Source organism: Tianweitania aestuarii (genome assembly GCF_018457165.1).
In the GTDB taxonomy this organism is placed as follows: Bacteria; Pseudomonadota; Alphaproteobacteria; order Rhizobiales; family Rhizobiaceae; genus Tianweitania; species Tianweitania aestuarii.
This window is the reverse complement of sequence record NZ_JAFMNX010000001.1, coordinates 1,366,054-1,384,441: the sequence shown is the minus strand read 5'-3', so window position 1 is coordinate 1,384,441 and position 18,388 is coordinate 1,366,054. Positions and strand designations below refer to the sequence as shown.

At 60.9% G+C, this 18,388-nt stretch carries 12 protein-coding genes and 1 pseudogene; 6 read left to right on the top strand and 7 right to left on the bottom strand.

Annotation, left to right across the window (positions count from 1 at the left end; translation table 11 throughout):
- Window positions 1-18 precede the first annotated feature (18 nt).
- The 7 genes and pseudogenes from JYU29_RS06860 to JYU29_RS06830 form a co-directional block, all read right to left on the bottom strand.
- Window positions 19-837, bottom strand: coding sequence for an MBL fold metallo-hydrolase (locus tag JYU29_RS06860; RefSeq protein WP_213983932.1), 819 nt, complete (start codon window positions 835-837; stop codon window positions 19-21).
- Window positions 838-841: 4 nt separating this feature from the next.
- Window positions 842-1,633, bottom strand: coding sequence for a TatD family hydrolase (locus JYU29_RS06855; protein WP_213983931.1), 792 nt, complete (start codon window positions 1,631-1,633; stop codon window positions 842-844).
- 2 nt (window positions 1,634-1,635) lie between these two features.
- A pseudogene (gene metG, locus JYU29_RS06850) lies at window positions 1,636-3,213 on the bottom strand (methionine--tRNA ligase); the annotation flags it as partial.
- Between the two features lie 35 nt (window positions 3,214-3,248).
- Window positions 3,249-4,289: a DNA polymerase III subunit delta' gene (locus JYU29_RS06845; protein ID WP_213983929.1), complete on the bottom strand. Its 1,041-nt coding sequence runs from the start codon at window positions 4,287-4,289 to the stop codon at window positions 3,249-3,251.
- On the bottom strand, window positions 4,282-4,950 hold the full coding sequence (gene tmk / locus JYU29_RS06840) for a dTMP kinase (RefSeq protein ID WP_213983928.1): 669 nt from the start codon (window positions 4,948-4,950) through the stop codon (window positions 4,282-4,284). Before tmk ends, JYU29_RS06845 begins: the two co-directional genes overlap by 8 nt.
- 80 nt (window positions 4,951-5,030) lie before the next feature.
- Window positions 5,031-6,218, bottom strand: coding sequence for a D-alanyl-D-alanine carboxypeptidase family protein (locus tag JYU29_RS06835; RefSeq protein ID WP_213983927.1), 1,188 nt, complete (start codon window positions 6,216-6,218; stop codon window positions 5,031-5,033).
- A gap of 62 nt (window positions 6,219-6,280) precedes the next feature.
- A complete protein-coding gene (locus JYU29_RS06830) occupies window positions 6,281-7,456 on the bottom strand; it encodes a septal ring lytic transglycosylase RlpA family protein (RefSeq protein ID WP_213983926.1) in 1,176 nt (391 codons plus the stop codon).
- A 240-nt stretch (window positions 7,457-7,696) separates the two neighbouring features.
- Here JYU29_RS06830 and JYU29_RS06825 point away from each other — a divergent pair, with 240 nt between their 5' ends.
- The 6 genes from JYU29_RS06825 to JYU29_RS06800 all read left to right on the top strand — a co-directional run bounded on the left by JYU29_RS06825 (window position 7,697) and on the right by JYU29_RS06800 (window position 18,171).
- Window positions 7,697-8,443, top strand: a complete 747-nt coding sequence (locus tag JYU29_RS06825; RefSeq protein ID WP_213983925.1) for a glucose 1-dehydrogenase — start codon at window positions 7,697-7,699, stop codon at window positions 8,441-8,443.
- Between the two features lie 154 nt (window positions 8,444-8,597).
- Window positions 8,598-9,686 (top strand): cellulose biosynthesis protein BcsN, encoded by a 1,089-nt coding sequence (gene bcsN / locus JYU29_RS06820; RefSeq protein WP_347879859.1) that lies wholly within the window; start codon window positions 8,598-8,600, stop codon window positions 9,684-9,686.
- Window positions 9,687-9,912: 226 nt separating this feature from the next.
- The gene (bcsA, locus tag JYU29_RS06815; protein ID WP_213983923.1) at window positions 9,913-12,105 is read left to right on the top strand and encodes a UDP-forming cellulose synthase catalytic subunit; all 2,193 of its coding nucleotides are present in this window, start codon (window positions 9,913-9,915) and stop codon (window positions 12,103-12,105) included.
- Entirely contained in the window at window positions 12,102-14,567 is a 2,466-nt protein-coding gene (locus JYU29_RS06810; RefSeq protein WP_213983922.1) for a cellulose biosynthesis cyclic di-GMP-binding regulatory protein BcsB, read from the top strand. The genes bcsA and JYU29_RS06810 overlap by 4 nt, the downstream gene beginning before the upstream one ends.
- Window positions 14,564-15,628, top strand: a complete 1,065-nt coding sequence (locus tag JYU29_RS06805; RefSeq protein WP_213983921.1) for a family 8 glycosyl hydrolase — start codon at window positions 14,564-14,566, stop codon at window positions 15,626-15,628. Before JYU29_RS06810 ends, JYU29_RS06805 begins: the two co-directional genes overlap by 4 nt.
- The gene (locus tag JYU29_RS06800) at window positions 15,625-18,171 is read left to right on the top strand and encodes a cellulose synthase (protein WP_213983920.1); all 2,547 of its coding nucleotides are present in this window, start codon (window positions 15,625-15,627) and stop codon (window positions 18,169-18,171) included. The genes JYU29_RS06805 and JYU29_RS06800 overlap by 4 nt, the downstream gene beginning before the upstream one ends.
- Window positions 18,172-18,388: the final 217 nt, after the last annotated feature.

Below are 18,388 nucleotides of genomic sequence, written 5' to 3'. Positions count from 1 at the left end.
GGCGGCGCTCGGAAAAGCTCAGATCTGATCCACGTAGTCAGCTTCGATCACCAGGCCATCATAGGCCGGCGCAACGTGATCGGGTGTTTCGCGCTGAACGACATCGTAATCCAGCGGCACGTGCATATGGGTGAGAACGGCGCGCTTCGGCGCCAGACGTTCGATCCAGCCTAGCGCCTCGCTCAAAGAGAAGTGGCTGGGATGACTGCGATATTGCAGCGCGTCGATCACCAGGCAGTCGAGGCCGTGCAGACGATCCGCGGTCGCTTCGGGGTACTGGCTGACATCGGAACAATAGGCGATCGACCCGAGCCGGAAGCCAAGCGAGACGATATCGCCGTGCTGCTGTGGCAGCGGCTCGAAGGTGAGGGCACCCCCCTTCCCTTCGATTGTAAATGGCTCGAAATGCTGGATGCGCCGATCCCGCAGGATGGGCGGATAGCTGCTGCCAGCTGGCGTCGTGTAGCAATAGCCGAAGGCCTGATCGACGCGCTCGAATGTCGCCTGATCGGAATAGACATCAATCAGCTGCCGCTTGTCGAGATAGTAGCTTCGCAGGTCGTCGATGCCATGGATATGGTCGGCATGAGCATGCGTCAGAACCACCGCGTCGAGAAAGTCGACCTTGGCCGCAATCATCTGCTCGCGAAAATCGGGGCCGGTGTCGATTGCCACCCGGGTGATGCCGCTAGGGGAAATACGCTCAACCAGGGCCGCAGCGCGTTTGCGCTTGTTCCTGGGGTTCGAAGGATCGCACGCGCCCCAGTCGCCATTCGGACGCGGCACGCCGGGCGACGAGCCGCAGCCAAGGATTGTCAGGCGCAGCCGGTCAGTCATGCGATCAATCAGCTTTTGCCGGACGGCGACATTTCGCGAACAAACGGAAGAAGTTGTTTGTCGTGGCGTCAGCCATCTCTTCCGCCGAAACCCCATGAACGTCGGCCAGCACACGCGCGGTGTTGACCACGAAAGACGGTTCGTTGCGCTTGCCGCGATGCGGCAACGGCGCAAGAAATGGCGCGTCGGTTTCGACGAGCAGACGATCGCGCGGCACGTTGGCTGCAATCTCCCGCAGCGCTTCCGACTTCTTGAACGTCAGGATGCCGGAAAACGAGACATAGCCGCCAAGTTCAACACCGATGCGCGCCAGGTCCGGACCGGACGAAAAGCAATGCAGAATGAACGGGAAGGCGCCCTTTTCGCTTTCGTCGCGCAGAATGGCCGCCACATCATCATCCGCGTCGCGCGCATGGATAACGAGCGGCAATCCGGTTGTCCGCGCGGCTGCGATATGCGTCCGGAAGCCTTGCGCCTGCAGATCGCGCGGCGCCTTGTCGTAGAAGTAATCGAGACCCGCCTCGCCGATCGCCACGACTTTCGGCTCTTCGGCGATGCGCAGGATCTCGTCCAGCGTCACATCCGCTTCTTCGCCCGCTTGATGCGGATGCGTGCCGATTGAGCACCAGACATCGTCATAAGCAGCCACGATCGCGCGCAGGCGGTCGAACTGCCGAACACGTGTGGAGATGGTGACCATTGTGCCGACACCTGCCGCCCGCGCGCGCTCGACGATCGCTTCGCGCTCGGCTCCAAAGTCGGGAAAGTCGAGATGGCAGTGGCTATCAACCAGCATGATCAGGCCTGTTCAGTTGCGCTTTCGACATAGCGCGGGAACACGCCCTGGGGAGCCGGCAAGCTCGCACCTGCCTTCAATGCACCGGCATCGCCCAGATCGCCGAAGCTGCGCTGATCGGCGGGTACGTCGAGCAGATCGAGCAGCTTGTCGGCCGATGCCGGGATGAACGGCGTGCAAAGAATGGCGACGCGCCGGATGACTTCCGCCGTGGTATAAAGCACAGCCTCCATGCGCGCCGGGTCGGTCTTCTTCAGCGCCCAGGGTTCCTGCGCCGCGAAATACCGGTTGGCGTCCGACACCACGGCAAAGATCGCTGCCAGCGCATGATGCGTCGCCTGTCCGGCCATCGCTTCGCGTGCCGTCGCAAGTGCCGCGTCGGCTTGCGCCAGAATCCCCCGGTCTGTGTCGTTCGTCGCCGCCGGCGAGGGCACCCTGCCCTCGCAGTTCTTGGCAATCATCGACAGCGAGCGCTGCGCGAGATTACCGAGGTCGTTTGCGAGATCCGCATTGGTGCGGTTGACGATCGCTTCATGGCTGTAGTTGCCGTCCTGACCGAATGGCACTTCACGCAAAAGGAAATAGCGAAGCTGGTCCAGCCCATAATGTTCGGCCAAAGCCATCGGATCGATGACGTTGCCGACCGACTTCGACATCTTCTCACCCCGGTTGAACACGAAGCCATGGCCGAACACGCGCTTCGGCAACTCGATGCCGGCAGACATCAGGAAGGCCGGCCAATACACGGCGTGGAAGCGCGTGATGTCCTTGCCGATGACATGCGCGTCAGCTGGCCAGTATTTCCAGCGGGCTGCATCGACGTCTGGAAAGCCGGTAGCCGTGAGGTAGTTAGTCAAGGCATCGACCCACACATACATCACATGCTTCTCGTCGCCCGGCACCGGAATGCCCCAGTCGAAGGTGGTGCGCGAGATCGACAGGTCCTTCAAGCCGGAGCGGACGAAGCTCACGATCTCGTTACGACGCTCGTTCGGAGCGATGAAGCCGGGATTGGATTCGTAAAGCGCAAGCAGCCTGTCCTGATAGGCCGACAACTGGAAGAAGTAGCTTTCCTCCTCGACCCACTCCACAGGCGTGCCCTGCGGCCCATAGCGAACATTATCGGGACGAACTTCGGTTTCTTCTTCGCCGTAATAGGCTTCATCACGCACGGAATACCAGCCGGCGTAACCACCCTTGTAGATGTCGCCGCTTGCTTCCATGGCTTTCCAGATCGCTTGCGAGGCAATCTTGTGACGCTCTTCTGTGGTGCGGATGAAGTCGTCGTTGGAGGCGTTCAGCGAGGCAGCCATGCGCTGGAATTCGGCGGCGTTGCGGTCTGCCAGCTCACGAACAGGAATGCCCTCCTTGCGCGCAGTCTGCAGCATCTTGATGCCGTGCTCATCCGTGCCCGTCACGAACAAGACGTCCTTGCCATCCTTGCGCTGGAAACGCGCCATCGCATCACAGGCGATCAGTTCATAGGCATGGCCGATATGCGGCTTGCCATTGGGATAAGAGATCGCGGTTGTGATGTAGTATTTTTCGGACATTCGGGTGCGGCCAATTGGGAAAGCCTGCTCCCTAGACCATCCCCGCCCGGATGGCCAGACGCTTAGGCCGCCAGCTGCTCGCGAAGCGTTTGAAGCATGGACATGACATGCTGCTTCTTGTCGAGATTATAGGCTTCCGTTTCTCCAATGCGCCGCGTGGCATCGGTCCAGGCATCGGCGACACGTGCAGCCGCAGCCGCATGCCCGTCATGACCAAGCGTCGTTGCCGCTTCCGACAGACGCTCAAGCGCATAAGCGTTGAACAGCTGGAACTGCATGCCGGCATCGCGGCCGGTCACGGCATCGGCGAGCTTGTAGGCTGCAGCCACATCATTCGAGCGACCGGCGATCAGCTTGTCGGTTGCTTGCGCGATTTCAAGGCCGCCATGCAGCGTCAGAAGAATGGCCGCCCGCGGGCTGCCACCGGCACGGCGCGCCAGCTCTGCGCGCTCCTCAGCTGTACCCGGGAGCGCAACCTGAAGCGCACCCATTGCCTCGAAAAGATCGTCGACGCCCAACGGCTGGAACTTGATGACCTGCGCGCGCGAGCGAATGGTGGGCAGCAGCCTGCCGGGCGAATGCGAGATCAGGATAAACAACACCTTCGAAGGTGGTTCTTCCAGGTTCTTCAGCAAAGCATTGGCCGCACTGCGGTTCATGTCGTCGGCGGGATCGACGATCACGATGCGATAACCGCCGTCATGTGTGCGCAAAGACAGGAACCGGCTCACGCGGCGGATCTCGTCGGCCGTGATGACAGTGCGGAATTTCTTCGTCTTGTCGTCATAAGGGCGGCTGAGATGCAGCACGCCGGGATGCGCGCCGCTGGCGATCTGACGATACAGCCCTCCGGCGGGATCACGCGGATCAAAGCCGCCGGGCGTGCCCTCGCCCAAAAGCTGAGCTGCAAACTGAAAGGCCAGCGTAGCCTTGCCGATGCCTTGCGGGCCAGACAGCAGGATCGCGTGATGCAGCTTGCTTCCAGCATGAGCCGAACGCAGCATTTCGCGCGCGTCATGGTGCCCGACGAGCCGCAAGGTCTCGGACGGTTCAGGAATGTCGTCCAGCGAATCGTGGGTCAGTGGCGCAAGACGCTCATACATCGCCACTCACCTTATCGGCTTGAGCAAGCTCGGGAAGACGCTCCTGCACGGCTTGCCAGATGCCCTGTGCCGTTCTCTCCACATCATGCGAAGCGTTGACCACGGCGCATCGCTCCGGCTCGTTGCGGGCAATCTCCAGGAAGGCTTCACGACGGGCGCGGTGGATCGCCAGCGTTTCCTTTTCGAAGCGATCGGCCTCGTCGTTCCCACGACGCTGACTGGCGCGTGTGAGGCCGAGACGAGGATCGATGTCCAGAATGAGCGTGAGATCCGGCAGCATGCCGTCGATCGCAACAGATTCGAGCCCGCGCATGAAATGGGGATCGAGGTTGCCGGTGACGCCCTGATAAACACGCGACGAATCCATGTAGCGGTCGCACAGAACGACTTTTCCGGCTTCAACGGCGGGGCGGATGACCGTGTCGACATGATCCGCACGCGCGGCAGAAAACAGGATCGCTTCGGTCTTCGGCCCGAAGGGTTCGGCGGCACCGGACAAGAGCACATGGCGCACCGCTTCCGCACCGGGCGAACCACCTGGCTCACGCGTGACCACCACATCGCGGCCGGCCGCTTCCAGTCGCTTGGCAAAGCGGCGGATCTGCGTGGACTTTCCAGCGCCCTCACCGCCTTCGAATGTAATGAAAAAACCGTGTGCCAAAGAGACCGTCCCGGCAGTTGATCCGCCTGCCGGACATCTAAGCTATACGTCCCGGCATATCCAGACGTGGCTGGCTGGTTCTAGCGCAGCCATCCAAAGGCAAGCTCATGGGCGGCATCCGCGGCGCGGCTGCTCAGCGAACCAAGCGCGACATCTTCGGCTGCAGCCAGCTGAAAGCTTTTCGCAAGACTGTCTCCAATCCAGACTTCCAGCGATCCGATCGGCTGGTTCGAAGCAATCGGCGCGCGCAAAGGTCCGTCGTAAACAAGGTGAACCTTGACGAGATCCTTGTCGGTCAGCGGCACGAAGACCTCGACTGGATCGAGTGACTTCAGCGGCACGTCCTGCTTCATGCCGCCATAAACGCGCGCCGTGCCGATGATAGCGCCGGCATCGAACAAGTGGGCATCTTCAAAACCGTTGAGGCCGTAATCGAGCAACTTGCGTGCTTCCTGCGCACGCTCGGCTTCACTCGTCATGCCACTCATCGCGGCAAACAAACGGCGTCCGTTCTGCTCGGCGGAACCCAGAATGGCGTAGCCGCTGGCTTCTGTGTAGCCCGTTCCCATGCCATCGGCACCAATCCCGGCCGACAGAAGCGGATTTCGGTTTCGCTGGGTGATCTTGTTCCAGGTAAAGTCGCGCTGCGCATAGATGCGATAAAGCTCGGGATAGGTCTCCCAGATGTGGCGACCGAGAATAGCGAGTTCGCTGAGACTGACCACCTGCCCTTCCGCAGGCAGACCAGTGGCATTCTTGAACACGGACTTCTTGAGGCCGATTTCGCGCGCGCGCTCGTTCATCAGCTCGGCAAACTTTGCTTCCGAACCCGCCATACCTTCCGCAATGATGATGCAGGCATCATTGGCGGACTGAACGATTGCACCTTGAATGAGATCGTTGAGCGTCAGCTGCGACTTGACCGCGGCAAACATCGTGGAGCCGCGTGACGGGGCACCGCCGGTGCGCCAGGCATTCTCGCTCACGGTGTAAACATCGTCGAGCTTGGCACGGCCCGACTTGAGCGCGTCGAACACGACTTCCATCGTCATCAGCTTGGCAAGGGCGGCCGGCGCAATCAGCGTATCCGGCTGCTTGGAAAAAAGCACGGTGCCGGTCTTGGCTTCCATCAGAAAGGCTTGCGGGGCCTTGGTCTCGAACCGCTGCTTGGAAGCCTCTCCTTGCGCCCAAGCCGTTGGCGCGAGAAGCACGAGAGCGAGGCTCAGGCCAGTCAGTCTGCCGCGATGTTTGTGGGTCAACACTGCCATTCCATCTGCGTTCAAAGGAGGTGCGTCCTCCTTTATCCTAGCAGATGGAGGTAAACGACATCTCAGTCGTGGATCACGAAAGCGTCGGACGCGCCATTGTCCCAGGCAGCCTGCAGCATGTCGTCGATGGCTGTGCGACCATCGGGACGCAAAGTGAGCGCCACACCCGCATCGGACATCTCGAAGCCGATCTTGCCGAAGGACGACAAGGCTGCGGAACGCTTCAGCGCTTCTTCTTGCGTCGCATAGGTGCCGACGGCGACATAGTCGTTCAAACCATCCAGCGCCTGCTTCCACTGATTGGCAACGGCGGCAGCAACCGGCGTCTTGCCTTCCAGTGCAGAGAAAGCTGCTGCAGCCTTGGCGGAACGCTGCTCGGCATAGCCGAGAACCGGCATTGTCGTGCTGGCAACCTGGAAAGCGCCCGGACGATCCGGCGCCATCGGGCCGTAATCCGGCAGAACCACCGAAGCGACCGAAACCGCACCGAAGGCCGCAAGACCGCCATTCGGATAAGCGACCGTCGAAGCCGACGAAGAAGCGCTGCTGCGCGTTGCACCGTTCATGGCAACCATCACGCCGGTCGGCAGGCCGTCGCTTGGATCGAGCGCGCCGTTGCCGGGTCGATACGAGGCCATGAGGTAGCTGTCGTCCTTGCCGTCCAGCGGTGCACGGCCGACGTAATCCACCTTCACCGACGCCATGCCGGAATGGGCGTAATCAAGCATCTCAGCCGCCTTCTGCGACAAGTCGATCACGCGGCCCTTTTCATAAGGACCACGATCGTTGACGCGCACGATAACCGAGTTGCCGTTCTTCATGTTGGTGACGCGCGCATAGCTCGGCAGCGGCATCGTCGGATGCGCAGCCGTCAGATGCGTCATGTCGTAGATCTCGCCGTTGGCGGTCAGGCGACCGTGGAAGGCCGAACCATACCAGGACGCCTCGCCGGTCTTGGAGTAGCCTTTTTCTTCCTTGGGGTAATACCAGCGGCCCTTGACCATGTAGGGCTTGCCCGTCTGGTCGCGGCCACCGCCACGCGGAAGCTTCGTGCGCAGGTTGCTGACGCGCGGGCTTGCCTTCACGCCATAAACGGACTCGGCAAAATATTCCTTAGAGCGCGTCTTCTTTGAAGACGTCTTCTGCTGGCTTGCGCAGGACGCGACCAGAACGGCCAGCATCGACACTGCAACCACACCCGTGACACGTCGCACCGCTTTGACGGAAGCCACTCGCATCCTGTTTGTCCCCACGCACGCACTACTGACACCGGCATACACCCGGATCGTGGTTCGACGCAGCCCGTCCCGAGCCCTCGTCTTCCTTGTTGTTGTGCACACACAACCCTTAGTACTGCATTAACGAATTACGGCAGCAAAATGGCGGAAGCGTGAGTCGCCCTCTTCAGTTGACAAGAATGCGCGATGAGCACTTTAAGCCTCCCGAACAGCACCGATAATTGGAAAGGGATGAGAACCATGCGTCTTGAAAACAAGATTGCGATCGTGACCGGCGGCGGATCCGGCTTTGGCGAGGGCATCGTCCGCAAGTTCGCGGCCGAAGGTGCCAAGGTTTTGATCGCTGATCGCAATCTCGAAGGCGCACGCCGCGTTGCAGAGAGCATTGGTGAACAGGTGCAAGCCTTTGAAGCCGATGTCGCGTCGCAAGGCGGGTTCGAGTCGATCGTTGACGCCACGAAGTCGGCCTTCGGCGGCGTCCACATCCTGGTCAACAATGCCGGTGTCGGCCACCTGCCCCAGCCGCTTGAATCGGTGGAAGAAGACGTGTTCGATCGCGTGGCCGCCGTAAACATGAAGGCGATCTATTTCGGCGCCAAGGCTATCGTGCCGCTGTTCAAGGCGCAGACATATGGCGCGATCCTCAACGTTGCCTCGACCGGTGGCGTCAGCCCTCGTCCGAACCTGACCTGGTACAACGCGTCCAAGGGCTGGGCCATCACGGCAACACGCGGCATGGCCGTCGAACTCGCGCCGTTCGGCATCCGGGTCAACGCCATCAACCCGGTTGCCGGCGATACCCCGCTGCTCAAGACCTTCATGGGCGAGGACACACCGGACATTCGCGCCAAATTCCTGTCCACAATCCCTATCGGGCGCTTCTCGACCCCGGAAGATATGGGCAATGCGGCATGTTTCCTGTGCTCGGATGAGGCCAGCATGGTCACCGGCGTGGCCATGGAAGTCGACGGCGGCCGCTGTATTTGAGGCATTCGGTGAAGATTGGCGGTGCATCGCTCCTCGACAATGCACTGGCCACTTGATCTTGCCAGCTTCCTTGTTCGCGAAGCTTGCGCCGGTCTGGAGACAGTAACCGGCGCGCTCTTCTTGCTTCTTGCCGAATCTCATATGCAACTCGGTTATGAAGCGCATAAACTCAATGACCGCTGGACGATTAGGGCTGTTGTTCCTGACAGCCGCAGCGGTTTTTGCGTCGACCGGATGCACGCGCACACTGCAGGTAGGCACATCTTCCGTTGAGCGCGTTGTCGCAAACAGCTCAGCCTATATCCTGCCCCCGCCGGGCGGCCCTGCGGTGGTCGCAGTAACCGAGCGCACCTACACAAACGGCATCCAGCAAGACATTGCGCTTGCGACCAAATCGACCTTGCCTGTTCAGAACAGCTTCCGTGTTCGACTTTACGGGCCGATCAAGGCGGTTGCGGAAGGCCAAACGGCCATGCCCGAGCAGTTCCAGCCACTTCGCAACATAGATAGCGAAATTCGGCGCGTCGTTCCGGGTCTGCCGCTTCAGCGCGCACCTTTCTATGTCCAGAACCGCTACGGACCCTTCGGCTATGCCGTCGGCCGCAGGGGGCGCGAGACCTGCCTGTACGGCTTCCAGAACATTCGCTCGCGTCAGTTCTCTTGGAATGACCGCGGCTCGATCGATATTCGTCTGCGGCTTTGCGAGACCGGCGCAACGGAAGCGCAGTTGCTCGCCGTGATGTACGGCTATACCGCCAACGTCTTCGTGGATGCCGAGGGATGGAACCCCTACGGTGATCCATCCAAAGTACCCGAAAGCCTGGGCGTACCAGGACCGGATGTTTATCCGACTGCCCTTGGCCAGTTGGAGCCGGTGCTGCAACAGCCTGCTCCGCCACCTGCGCCTGCGCCGACAAGGCGTGCGCCGCGTCGCACCCAGGCTGCCGCCGCACCGGTTTCTGCACCGCCGGTTGAATTGCTTCAGCCGGTGGGCCCAACGGTTCCGCCACCGCCTCCGTCGGCAAGAACCGGCCCCATCACCGCACCGCAAGCTTCGCCTTCTGCTTCGACGGCAGCTCCAAGTGGAGGCGCGACACGCTCGATCTCCACTTTGTTGCCGCCGGTTTCAGGTTCGTCCGACGCGGCGCCATCTGCGCCGAGAACTGCTGTGCCGACAACGACTTCGCAAGCGACCTCGAGCGGGTTTGGAGCCGTGCCTGCTCCACCCCCGGATAACCGGTAAAACAGATCATGCCGGTCTTGGGCTCTCTTAACTGGATGAACGGTGGTGAGACCGCCACGGATCTCGGATCCTCAAGGGTTTCTTCACGTTCGCAGACGATTTGGCGGCGCGTTAACAGATATTCACCGCTCGTTAACCCCCATGGCTTTGATGTGTTCTCGATGGCAAGCGCGACCAAGCAGTTGATTGCCTTGTTTCAATCACAGCTGAAGGGACACAGGCGCTCATGAGAAAGCTCGTATTCGTAGCATTCTGGGCCGTCATGTCGGTGGCTGTGGTCGCGCTGGTTACGCTGCCGATCAGCTTGCGGACGCAGCTCATCGCAGGCCTGTTCGTGTTGTCCGTGATGATGATCCTGAAGTCGATCAGCGCGGAAGGCATCTGGCGCCTGATCTCGCTTGCCTTCGGAACGGCAATCGTCATGCGTTATGTCTACTGGCGCACGACCAGCACCTTGCCTCCGGTCAATCAGCTCGAAGATTTCATTCCCGGCTTGCTGCTTTATCTCGCTGAAATGTACAGCGTGATGATGCTGGCCATCAGCCTTTTCGTGGTGGCTCTGCCGCTGCCGGCGAAGCCGTCGCGCGCCGAGGCGCAGCGCGAGGATTGGGACAACCTGCCGACCGTCGACGTCTTCATCCCGACCTACAACGAAGATTCCGATCTGCTGGCGAAGACCATCGCTGCCTCCGTGTCGATGGATTACCCCGCCGACAAGTTCAAGGTGTGGCTGCTGGACGACGGCGGATCCGTTCAGAAGCGTAATTCCACCAAGATCACCGACGCACATGCCGCCGAGGCTCGCTATGTGGAGCTGAAAAAGCTCGCGGAAGATCTCGGCGCGATTTACATCACGCGCGAGCGCAACGAGCACGCAAAAGCTGGCAATCTCAACAACGCACTTGCACATTCGAGCGGCGATCTGATCGCGGTTTTCGATGCCGACCATGCGCCGGCACGCGACTTTCTGCTGGAAACGGTTGGCTACTTCCAGGAAGAAGACAAACTCTTCCTCGTGCAAACCCCGCACTTCTTCCTCAATCCCGATCCGCTTGAGCGCAATCTTCAGACCTTCGAGAAGATGCCGTCCGAGAACGAGATGTTCTACGGCATCATTCAGCGCGGTCTGGACAAGTGGAACGCCTCGTTCTTTTGCGGCTCTGCTGCCGTTCTGTCACGCAAAGCGCTTGCTGAAACAGACGGCTTCAGCGGCATCTCCATCACCGAGGACTGCGAAACAGCTTTGGCTCTGCACGGCAAGGGCTGGAAGTCGATCTATATCGACAAGCCGCTCATTGCCGGCCTTCAGCCTGCTACATTCGCAAGCTTCATCGGCCAGCGCAGCCGCTGGGCCCAGGGCATGATGCAGATCCTGCGTTATCGCTTTCCGCCCCTGAAGCGCGGCCTCTCCCTGCCGCAGCGCCTTTGCTACATGTCCTCGACGCTGTTCTGGCTGTTCCCGTTTCCACGCGCCATCTTCCTGGTCGCGCCCTTGTTCTACCTGTTCTTCGACCTCGAGATCTTCACCGCCTCGGGCGGCGAGTTCATGGCCTACACGTTGACCTACATGGTCGTGAACCTGATCATGCAGAACTATCTGTATGGCGCGTTCCGCTGGCCCTGGATCTCGGAACTCTACGAATATGTTCAGACCGTGCATCTTCTGCCGGCCGTTATTTCCGTGATCCTCCATCCGAGCAAGCCGACCTTCAAGGTGACGGCCAAGGATGAATCGATCTCGACCAGCCGCTTGTCGGAGATTTCGACCCCGTTCTTTATCATCTTTGCGGTTCTTCTGGTCGCTGTTTTCGTCACGATCTACCGCGTCTACACCGAGCCCTTCAAAGCCGACGTCACCTTGGTCGTGGGTGGTTGGAACTTGCTGAACCTGATCATGGCGGGTGCAGCCCTCGGCGTGGTGTCTGAGCGCGGCGAACGGCAGATCACGCGGCGCATCAAGGTCAGCCGCCGCTGCGAATTCCAGTTCGGCGAGCAATGGCTGCCAGGTACGATCGAGGACGTCTCGGTCTATGGCGTTCGCATCGTGCTTTACGGTCATGAAGCGTCGGCAGCGAAGGTGAACGATCTCTCCGGCGTTCGCTTCAAGACCTATTTCGATCAAGAACAGCACATTTTGCCGATGAATATCCGCAACGTTCAGACGCTGGGCGAAACAACTGCCATTGGCTGCTTGTTCGCGCCACAGGAGCCGCTGCATCAGAAGCTGATCGCCGATCTCGTTTTCGCCGACTCCAGCCAGTGGACGCAGTTCCAGCTGTCGCGCCGCGGTAATCCGGGCCTGCTGAAAGGAACCGTGCGCTTCTTCGGTCTGGCGCTGTTCCAGACCTATCGCGGCCTCGTTTACCTCGCGCGCTCGAGCCGTCCGGCCAAGCCGGTTGCCGCAAAGGCAGCCCGATGAAACGAACGACCCTTCTCGCCGCATCCTTGCTGGTCACCACTGGTCTGGCTTCCGGTCAGTCGGTGCCGTTCGACATGTCGACCGAGCGCAAGGAAGAACAACAAACTCCGGATGCAACACCGTCGGCACCGACTGCTCCTGCGCAGCCTGCCGTTGCTCCGACGCCGGCACCATCTGCTCCGCCAGCCGCCGCACCTGCGGCCGCTGTTCCACTGCCGCACCCCCAGTCCAGCGCGCCGTCCAACACGACGACGCCGCTTCCGCCTGCGTCCATGGTGTCCTCGCCATCAACACAGCCGTCCGGCAGCGGCATGCGGCGCTTCCTCATCCCGAGCGACAAGCTGTCCCTCAATGGCGAGATCGCGCGCAAGCAGTGGACGGTCCAGCTCACGGCCGACGAAGCGCGAACGGCAACGCAGCTGCATGTCGGCTACCAGAACGCGCTGGTGATCGCGCCCGAACTGTCTCGGGTGAAGGTCGCGATGAACGGGGTCACGGTTCTCGATCAGCCGGTGCAATCCTCGGAAGGCGTCAGCGACGTCATCGTCAATCTGCCTGCCGATGTGCTGCGAACCGGCAAGAACCTGATCTCGTTCGATGTCAGCCAGCGCCACCGCACCGATTGCACGATCCAGTCGACATATGAGCTCTGGTCGGAAATCGCGCCCGAGCGCACCTTCCTGACATTCGGGCCTAACGCTGAACGTCACATCACCAACTTCGAAGACGTGTCCACGATCGGCGTCGACGAAGAAGGCAACACGCGCTTCAACATCATTGCACCCGGTGTCGACAGTCCAGCGGCAACCGGACCTGTGCTTCGATTGTCACAAGGCTTGGCCGTGTTCGCAAACATGCCGAACCAGCGCATCTCGGTCTCCCGGGAAGCGGAAGCCAATCTGGCTGAAGGTGCCCTGAACGTCGTGGTGGGCTTGCCTGCCGAAGTTTCGCAGGTGCTGCAGACCGTTCCGGAAGGCGCGACCGTTTCGCCAACCATCACCTTCGTGGATGACCAGAAAACCGGTCCAAACACGATGGTGGTCACCGGCCCGACATGGCAGTCGATCGCGTCTTCGGTGGAAAGCGTCATCGCACCCGCTGACCGGCCACTAGACACCGCACGAACAACTCTGTCGACCGAAGCCTGGCATTATCCGGATGCGCCCATCTTCTCTGAAGCCGGACAGCAAAGCTTCGCACAGCTTGGCCTTCCCACCCAAGAATTTGCCGGACGCCGCTTCCGCACGGATTTCGTGATCGGCATTCCGTCGGACTTCTACGCCAACGATTACGGCCAAGCGCGGCTGCTCCTCGATGCCGCCTACTCCGCAGAAGTTCTGCCGGGAAGCCACATCGACATCTACGTCAACGACAACATTGCGGCGACGGTACCGATCACGACGTCCGGCGGTGCCATTTTGCGCAAGTTGCCGGTTCCAGTGACCATGCGCCACTTCCGGCCGGGCGCGAACAAGATCGCCATCGAAGCCGTGTTGATGACGCAAAAGGATGCGGCCTGCGCTCCGGGCGCCACAGGTCAAACCGATTCGCGCTTCGTGATGTTCGACACCTCGGCTTTCGAGATGCCGCGTTTTGCACGCATCGCCCAATTGCCCAATCTTGCGCGCACGGCAGGCACGTCTTTCCCGTATAACCGTTCGTCGAACCCGATCCCGGTTCTGGTCGACAAGAGCGAGGTTGAGTCGCTTTCAACGGCAGCAACCTTGTTGGCCAAGCTGACGCTTGCCGCCGGCCGCCCCTTTGCCATCGAACCGGTGAACTCGGTTCAGGCGATCGGCGAGCGTGACGCCATGTTCTTTGGACCGATCGGCAGGTTTGATCCCGAGGTCCTGACGCAGGTTGGCTTGGCAGCCGAAAGCCGCGTCAGCTGGGGCCAGGAAACCGATCTGCCGACTGCCACCCGCAACGCCGGGCAGACAACGGCTACATTCGACAAATGGCGCGACCAGCTTTCCGGCGCCGGCTGGCGCGGTCAGATCAACGGCTTCAGCGAATGGCTGAACAGCAAGTTCGACATTTCGCTCGACACGCTTCGCCTGACCCCACGCACCGCACAGCCGATCACACCGCCTTTCGACACGTCGTTCGTGATTGCCCAACGCCCTGCCCCCGATGACACCCACATTTGGACGTTGGCCACGGCGCCGACGGCGGAGGCTCTGTGGCAGGGCGCGGACGGCCTCGTGCATACCGAGCAGTGGAACAAGGTCGGTGGCGAGATGACGCTCTACAACAGAACGGGCGACATCACGTCCACACGCGAAGTCAGCACCTACGAATTCCGCGAAACACAACCGTTCTCGCTGGCAAATTATCGTCTTATCCTAGCCAACTGGCTGTCGGGCAACGTGCTGTCCTATGCCGCAGGACTTTTCATCATGTGCATATTCCTTGGGATTGCCACGGCAACTCTCCTGAAGAACCTGGGAAGGCGTCAATGAACCTTCGTTTGCTCACGGCTTCTGCACTCGCCATGATGATTGGCTTGGCCATGCCCGCCCAGGCTCAGCCCCAGACGACCGCGGCAGCGGCCGGGTCTGTGAGTGGTGAGGATTGGGCTGCCTACAAGGCCAAGTTCCTCGATTCGAGCGGCCGTATCATCGACACTGCCAATGGCGGCATCAGCCATTCGGAAGGCCAGGGTTATGGCCTGATCTTGGCCTATCTCGCAAACAGCGCTGCGGATTTCGATCAGATCTGGACCTTCACCAAGACAGAGTTGCTTCTGCGCGACGATGGCTTGGCCGTTTGGCGCTGGGATCCGACCAAGACCCCGCACGTCACCGACGCCAACGACGCAAGCGATGGTGACATCCTGATCGCTTACGCATTGTCGCTGGCCGGTGAAGCCTGGCAGCGGCCGGACCTGACCAGCGCAGCCCAATCGATGATCGCGGCCATCGGAAAGCATGTCGTTGTGCCCACGGATAATGGCGGCATCACCTTGTTGCCGGGCGTCACCGGCTTTAAAAGCACCGAGCGCGAAGATGGTCCGGTGGTCAATCCATCGTACTGGGTGTTCGAAGCCATGACCCGCTTTGCGTCGCGCGACAAAGCGGTGGACTGGAAGGCTCTGTCGCGGTCCGGGCAGGCCCTGGTTCAGACGGCCCGCTTCGGCGAGCGCCAGTTGCCGGCGGAATGGGTCTCGATCAAGCAGAACCCGGTACCGGCTGAAGGCTTTACCGCTGAATTCGGCTACAACGCGATCCGCATCCCGCTTTACATGATCCGAGCCGGCATCACCGATCGCAATCTGCTGCGCCCCTTCATGGCCGATGCGGGCGGACCCGGTCTGTCGCTGGTCAATCTGAACAGCGGCGCGGTCACCGCAACGCTGACCGATCCCGGCTACAGGATCATTCCATCGCTTGTTGCTTGCGTGCTCGACAAGAAGCCGTTGCCGCAGGATCTGCTGCAATTCACGCCGACCGACTATTATCCTGCAACACTGCAGTTGCTCGCTTTGTCTTACCTGAGGAACATTCCGGGAGGCTGCACGTGAAAACGGCGATCGTCGCGACTGCGATCCTGACCAGCCTGAGCACGACGGCCATCCTGCACCTTGGCGGCGCGATCGGTGTTGCGCCTCAAACGAGTGCTGCGCCGGCTCCAGCCCAGATGGTCGACTTTCGTTCCACCGGCTCTGTTCCAGCGAACACCTGGCACAGCGACAAAGACGATCGCCTTGGCCTGACGGCACGAGGAAAGAGTGACCGCCTGAGCGGACTGCCGGTGAAGCATGTTCGCTCCACATCGTTTTTTGCGGCTTACGCCGACGAAGCGCCTGACCGCAAATCGATCCTGGTTGCACAGGCTGATCCGGCTTCAAACAACACGTCTGCTTCCGACGCATCGACGCCTTCTGTTCCAACCGTACCGGCTCCGGCTGCCACGGCTACAGCAAATGCAACAGCGGAGCCGAAGATCGACGAAAGCGCCTTGCGCTATTTCGCGCGGCAAGGCGACCAGCGGCGTCTCGATGCCGAAATTGCCCGCCTTCGCGCGCTCTATCCCGACTGGACGCCGCCGGCCGATCCCTTGGCCGTTCCCAATGTTGGCGATCCGCAGCTTGATGCGATGTGGCAGCTTTATTCCGAGGGCAAGTATGCCGAGCTGCGCAAGGCCATCGCCGATCGGCAAGCGGCTGATCCCAGCTGGCAAGTGCCGGCCGATATGCTCGAGCGTCTGGGCGTCGCAGAAGCGCGTGAGCGGCTGATCAATGCGTCCGATCTCAAGCAATACGAGACTGTTGTTCGCACCGCGGCCGACACGCCGAGCCTGCTGACATGCGCCGAGGTCGATGTTCTCTGGCGTTTGGCCGAGGCTTTCGCAAAGACGGATCGTCCCGAGCGCGCACGCGACGCCTATAAATACGTGCTCGACAGCTGCAACGATCCCGAACAGCGCCTTGCGACCGTGGAAAAGGCAATCCCGCTTCTGCCCAAGCCGCTGGTGGATCAGCTCCTTGCCACAGAGCGCACGGGTCCAGATGGCAAAGGCGAATTCGAGCAGGCCCGCTTGGCGCTGTCCCGCCAGATCGTCGCCAATGCCGGTCAGGATCCCGACCTTGTGGTGCCGCAGTCAGATCTCAATGCTGTGAAGGCCGTTGCTGAGCCGGACACCGGCAACGCATCCGATCCCCGCCTGCTCGGCTGGTATTATATCCGCCGCGACCAGCCGCAGGATGCGGAACTCTGGTTCACCAAGTCGCGTGAGCGGGAAGACAGCGCGGAAGCGGCTCAAGGGCTGGCCTTGGCCAAGATCGCTCTGAACAAGCCTGGCGAAGCAGAGGACATTCTCTACAAGTACCGCGACGAAACCGACGATATCCGCAAGGTTTACATGGCGGCCGCTGCCAACTACCTGGCCACGGAGCCGCGTGTCGTCATCGATCCAACCATTCTTGCCCGCATGGCGCAGGAAACCGCTGAAACGCATGATCCAGCGGCAGCTCAGCAGTTCGGCTGGTATGCGCGCGATTTGAACCAGCATCAAACGGCAGCCCAGTGGTTTACCACGGCCTTGCAATGGAAGCCCGATGATGAACCTTCTGCTTACGGCCTGGTTTTGACGCTGAACCTGCTCGGCGACAAAGCTGGTGTCCGTGAAATCCAGAGGCTGTGGGCCGGTCGCTCGACGCGCATCGCCAATCTGGGTGAACCAGCCGAGCAGACCCAGGCAAACAGACGCATTCCGGCTCCCACCGATGCGCCTTGGACGGGACAGCCTGTGAGTAGTGCAGCGCCCGCAGCGCCGGCAGCGGCTTCGACAACACCAGTCGCCGCCTACACCGCTCCTGCGCAGCAAACGGTGACGCCCGCTGGAAGCTATGCTGTCGCACCGGCTCAAGCGGCTCCAAGCGGCAACATCGCAATGGCCGATCGTATGGCGCCGACCGATGTTACTGACGTGGATCGCGGTGCAACCATACAGGAAGCCTACACGACCGCACGAACGCGGAATGCGGCCGTAGCACCTGCTCAGGCACGGCAAAACAGTTCATCCGGCGGCGGCAATCGCGCGTCCCAGAACCGCAACTGCTCCACCACGGATCAGTACACGCAGCTGACCGGACAGGCTGCCTTGGCGCGCGCCTGGTGCTTGTCGGAAATGAACCGGCCGTTGGAGGCGGCTGCGACCTTTGAACAAGCGATCCGCACCGGTAATGATGCGGTTCGGCGTGAAGCGGCTTATGGCCAGTCGCTCGCCTATCTCAGCCGCAACATGGTGGATGATGCGGCACTGTCGGCAAGTAAGGCTGCGCAGGACCCGAAGCGCTCCCATCAGCTGGAAGTCGACATCCTGACGCAGCGCGCACTCGGCTTCTATGAGCAGAAGCGCTACAACGAGGCTCTGCTTGCACTCGACCAACGCTCGCGTATTGCCACTGAACGCGTCGACCTCATGGCCATTCGTGGTTATGCCTATCTGAACCTCAAGCGTCTCGGCGATGCAGAACGTGTGTTCAACGCCATGGCCGCCGTTGGAAGCAAGGAAGGCTACAAGGGCCTGGCCACGATCCGTGAGGTTCGCCGCCTTCCTTGATGCAGACATGCCGCGCCGGTTCAAAGGCGCGGCTAAAGGCATCTTCATTGCCTGTCAGTGTGCGCACTCTTTCTGTACAGCGCCATCCTCGATCGCTCCGCAAAAGGTTCACCCAATGCGAACGCCTCGTTCGCCTTGCGTCATGGCAGCATTCGCGACCAGACCCGGGAACTAAGCGGCATCTGTCCGATTGTGCCAGTTCCAGCCTTTTTGCGAG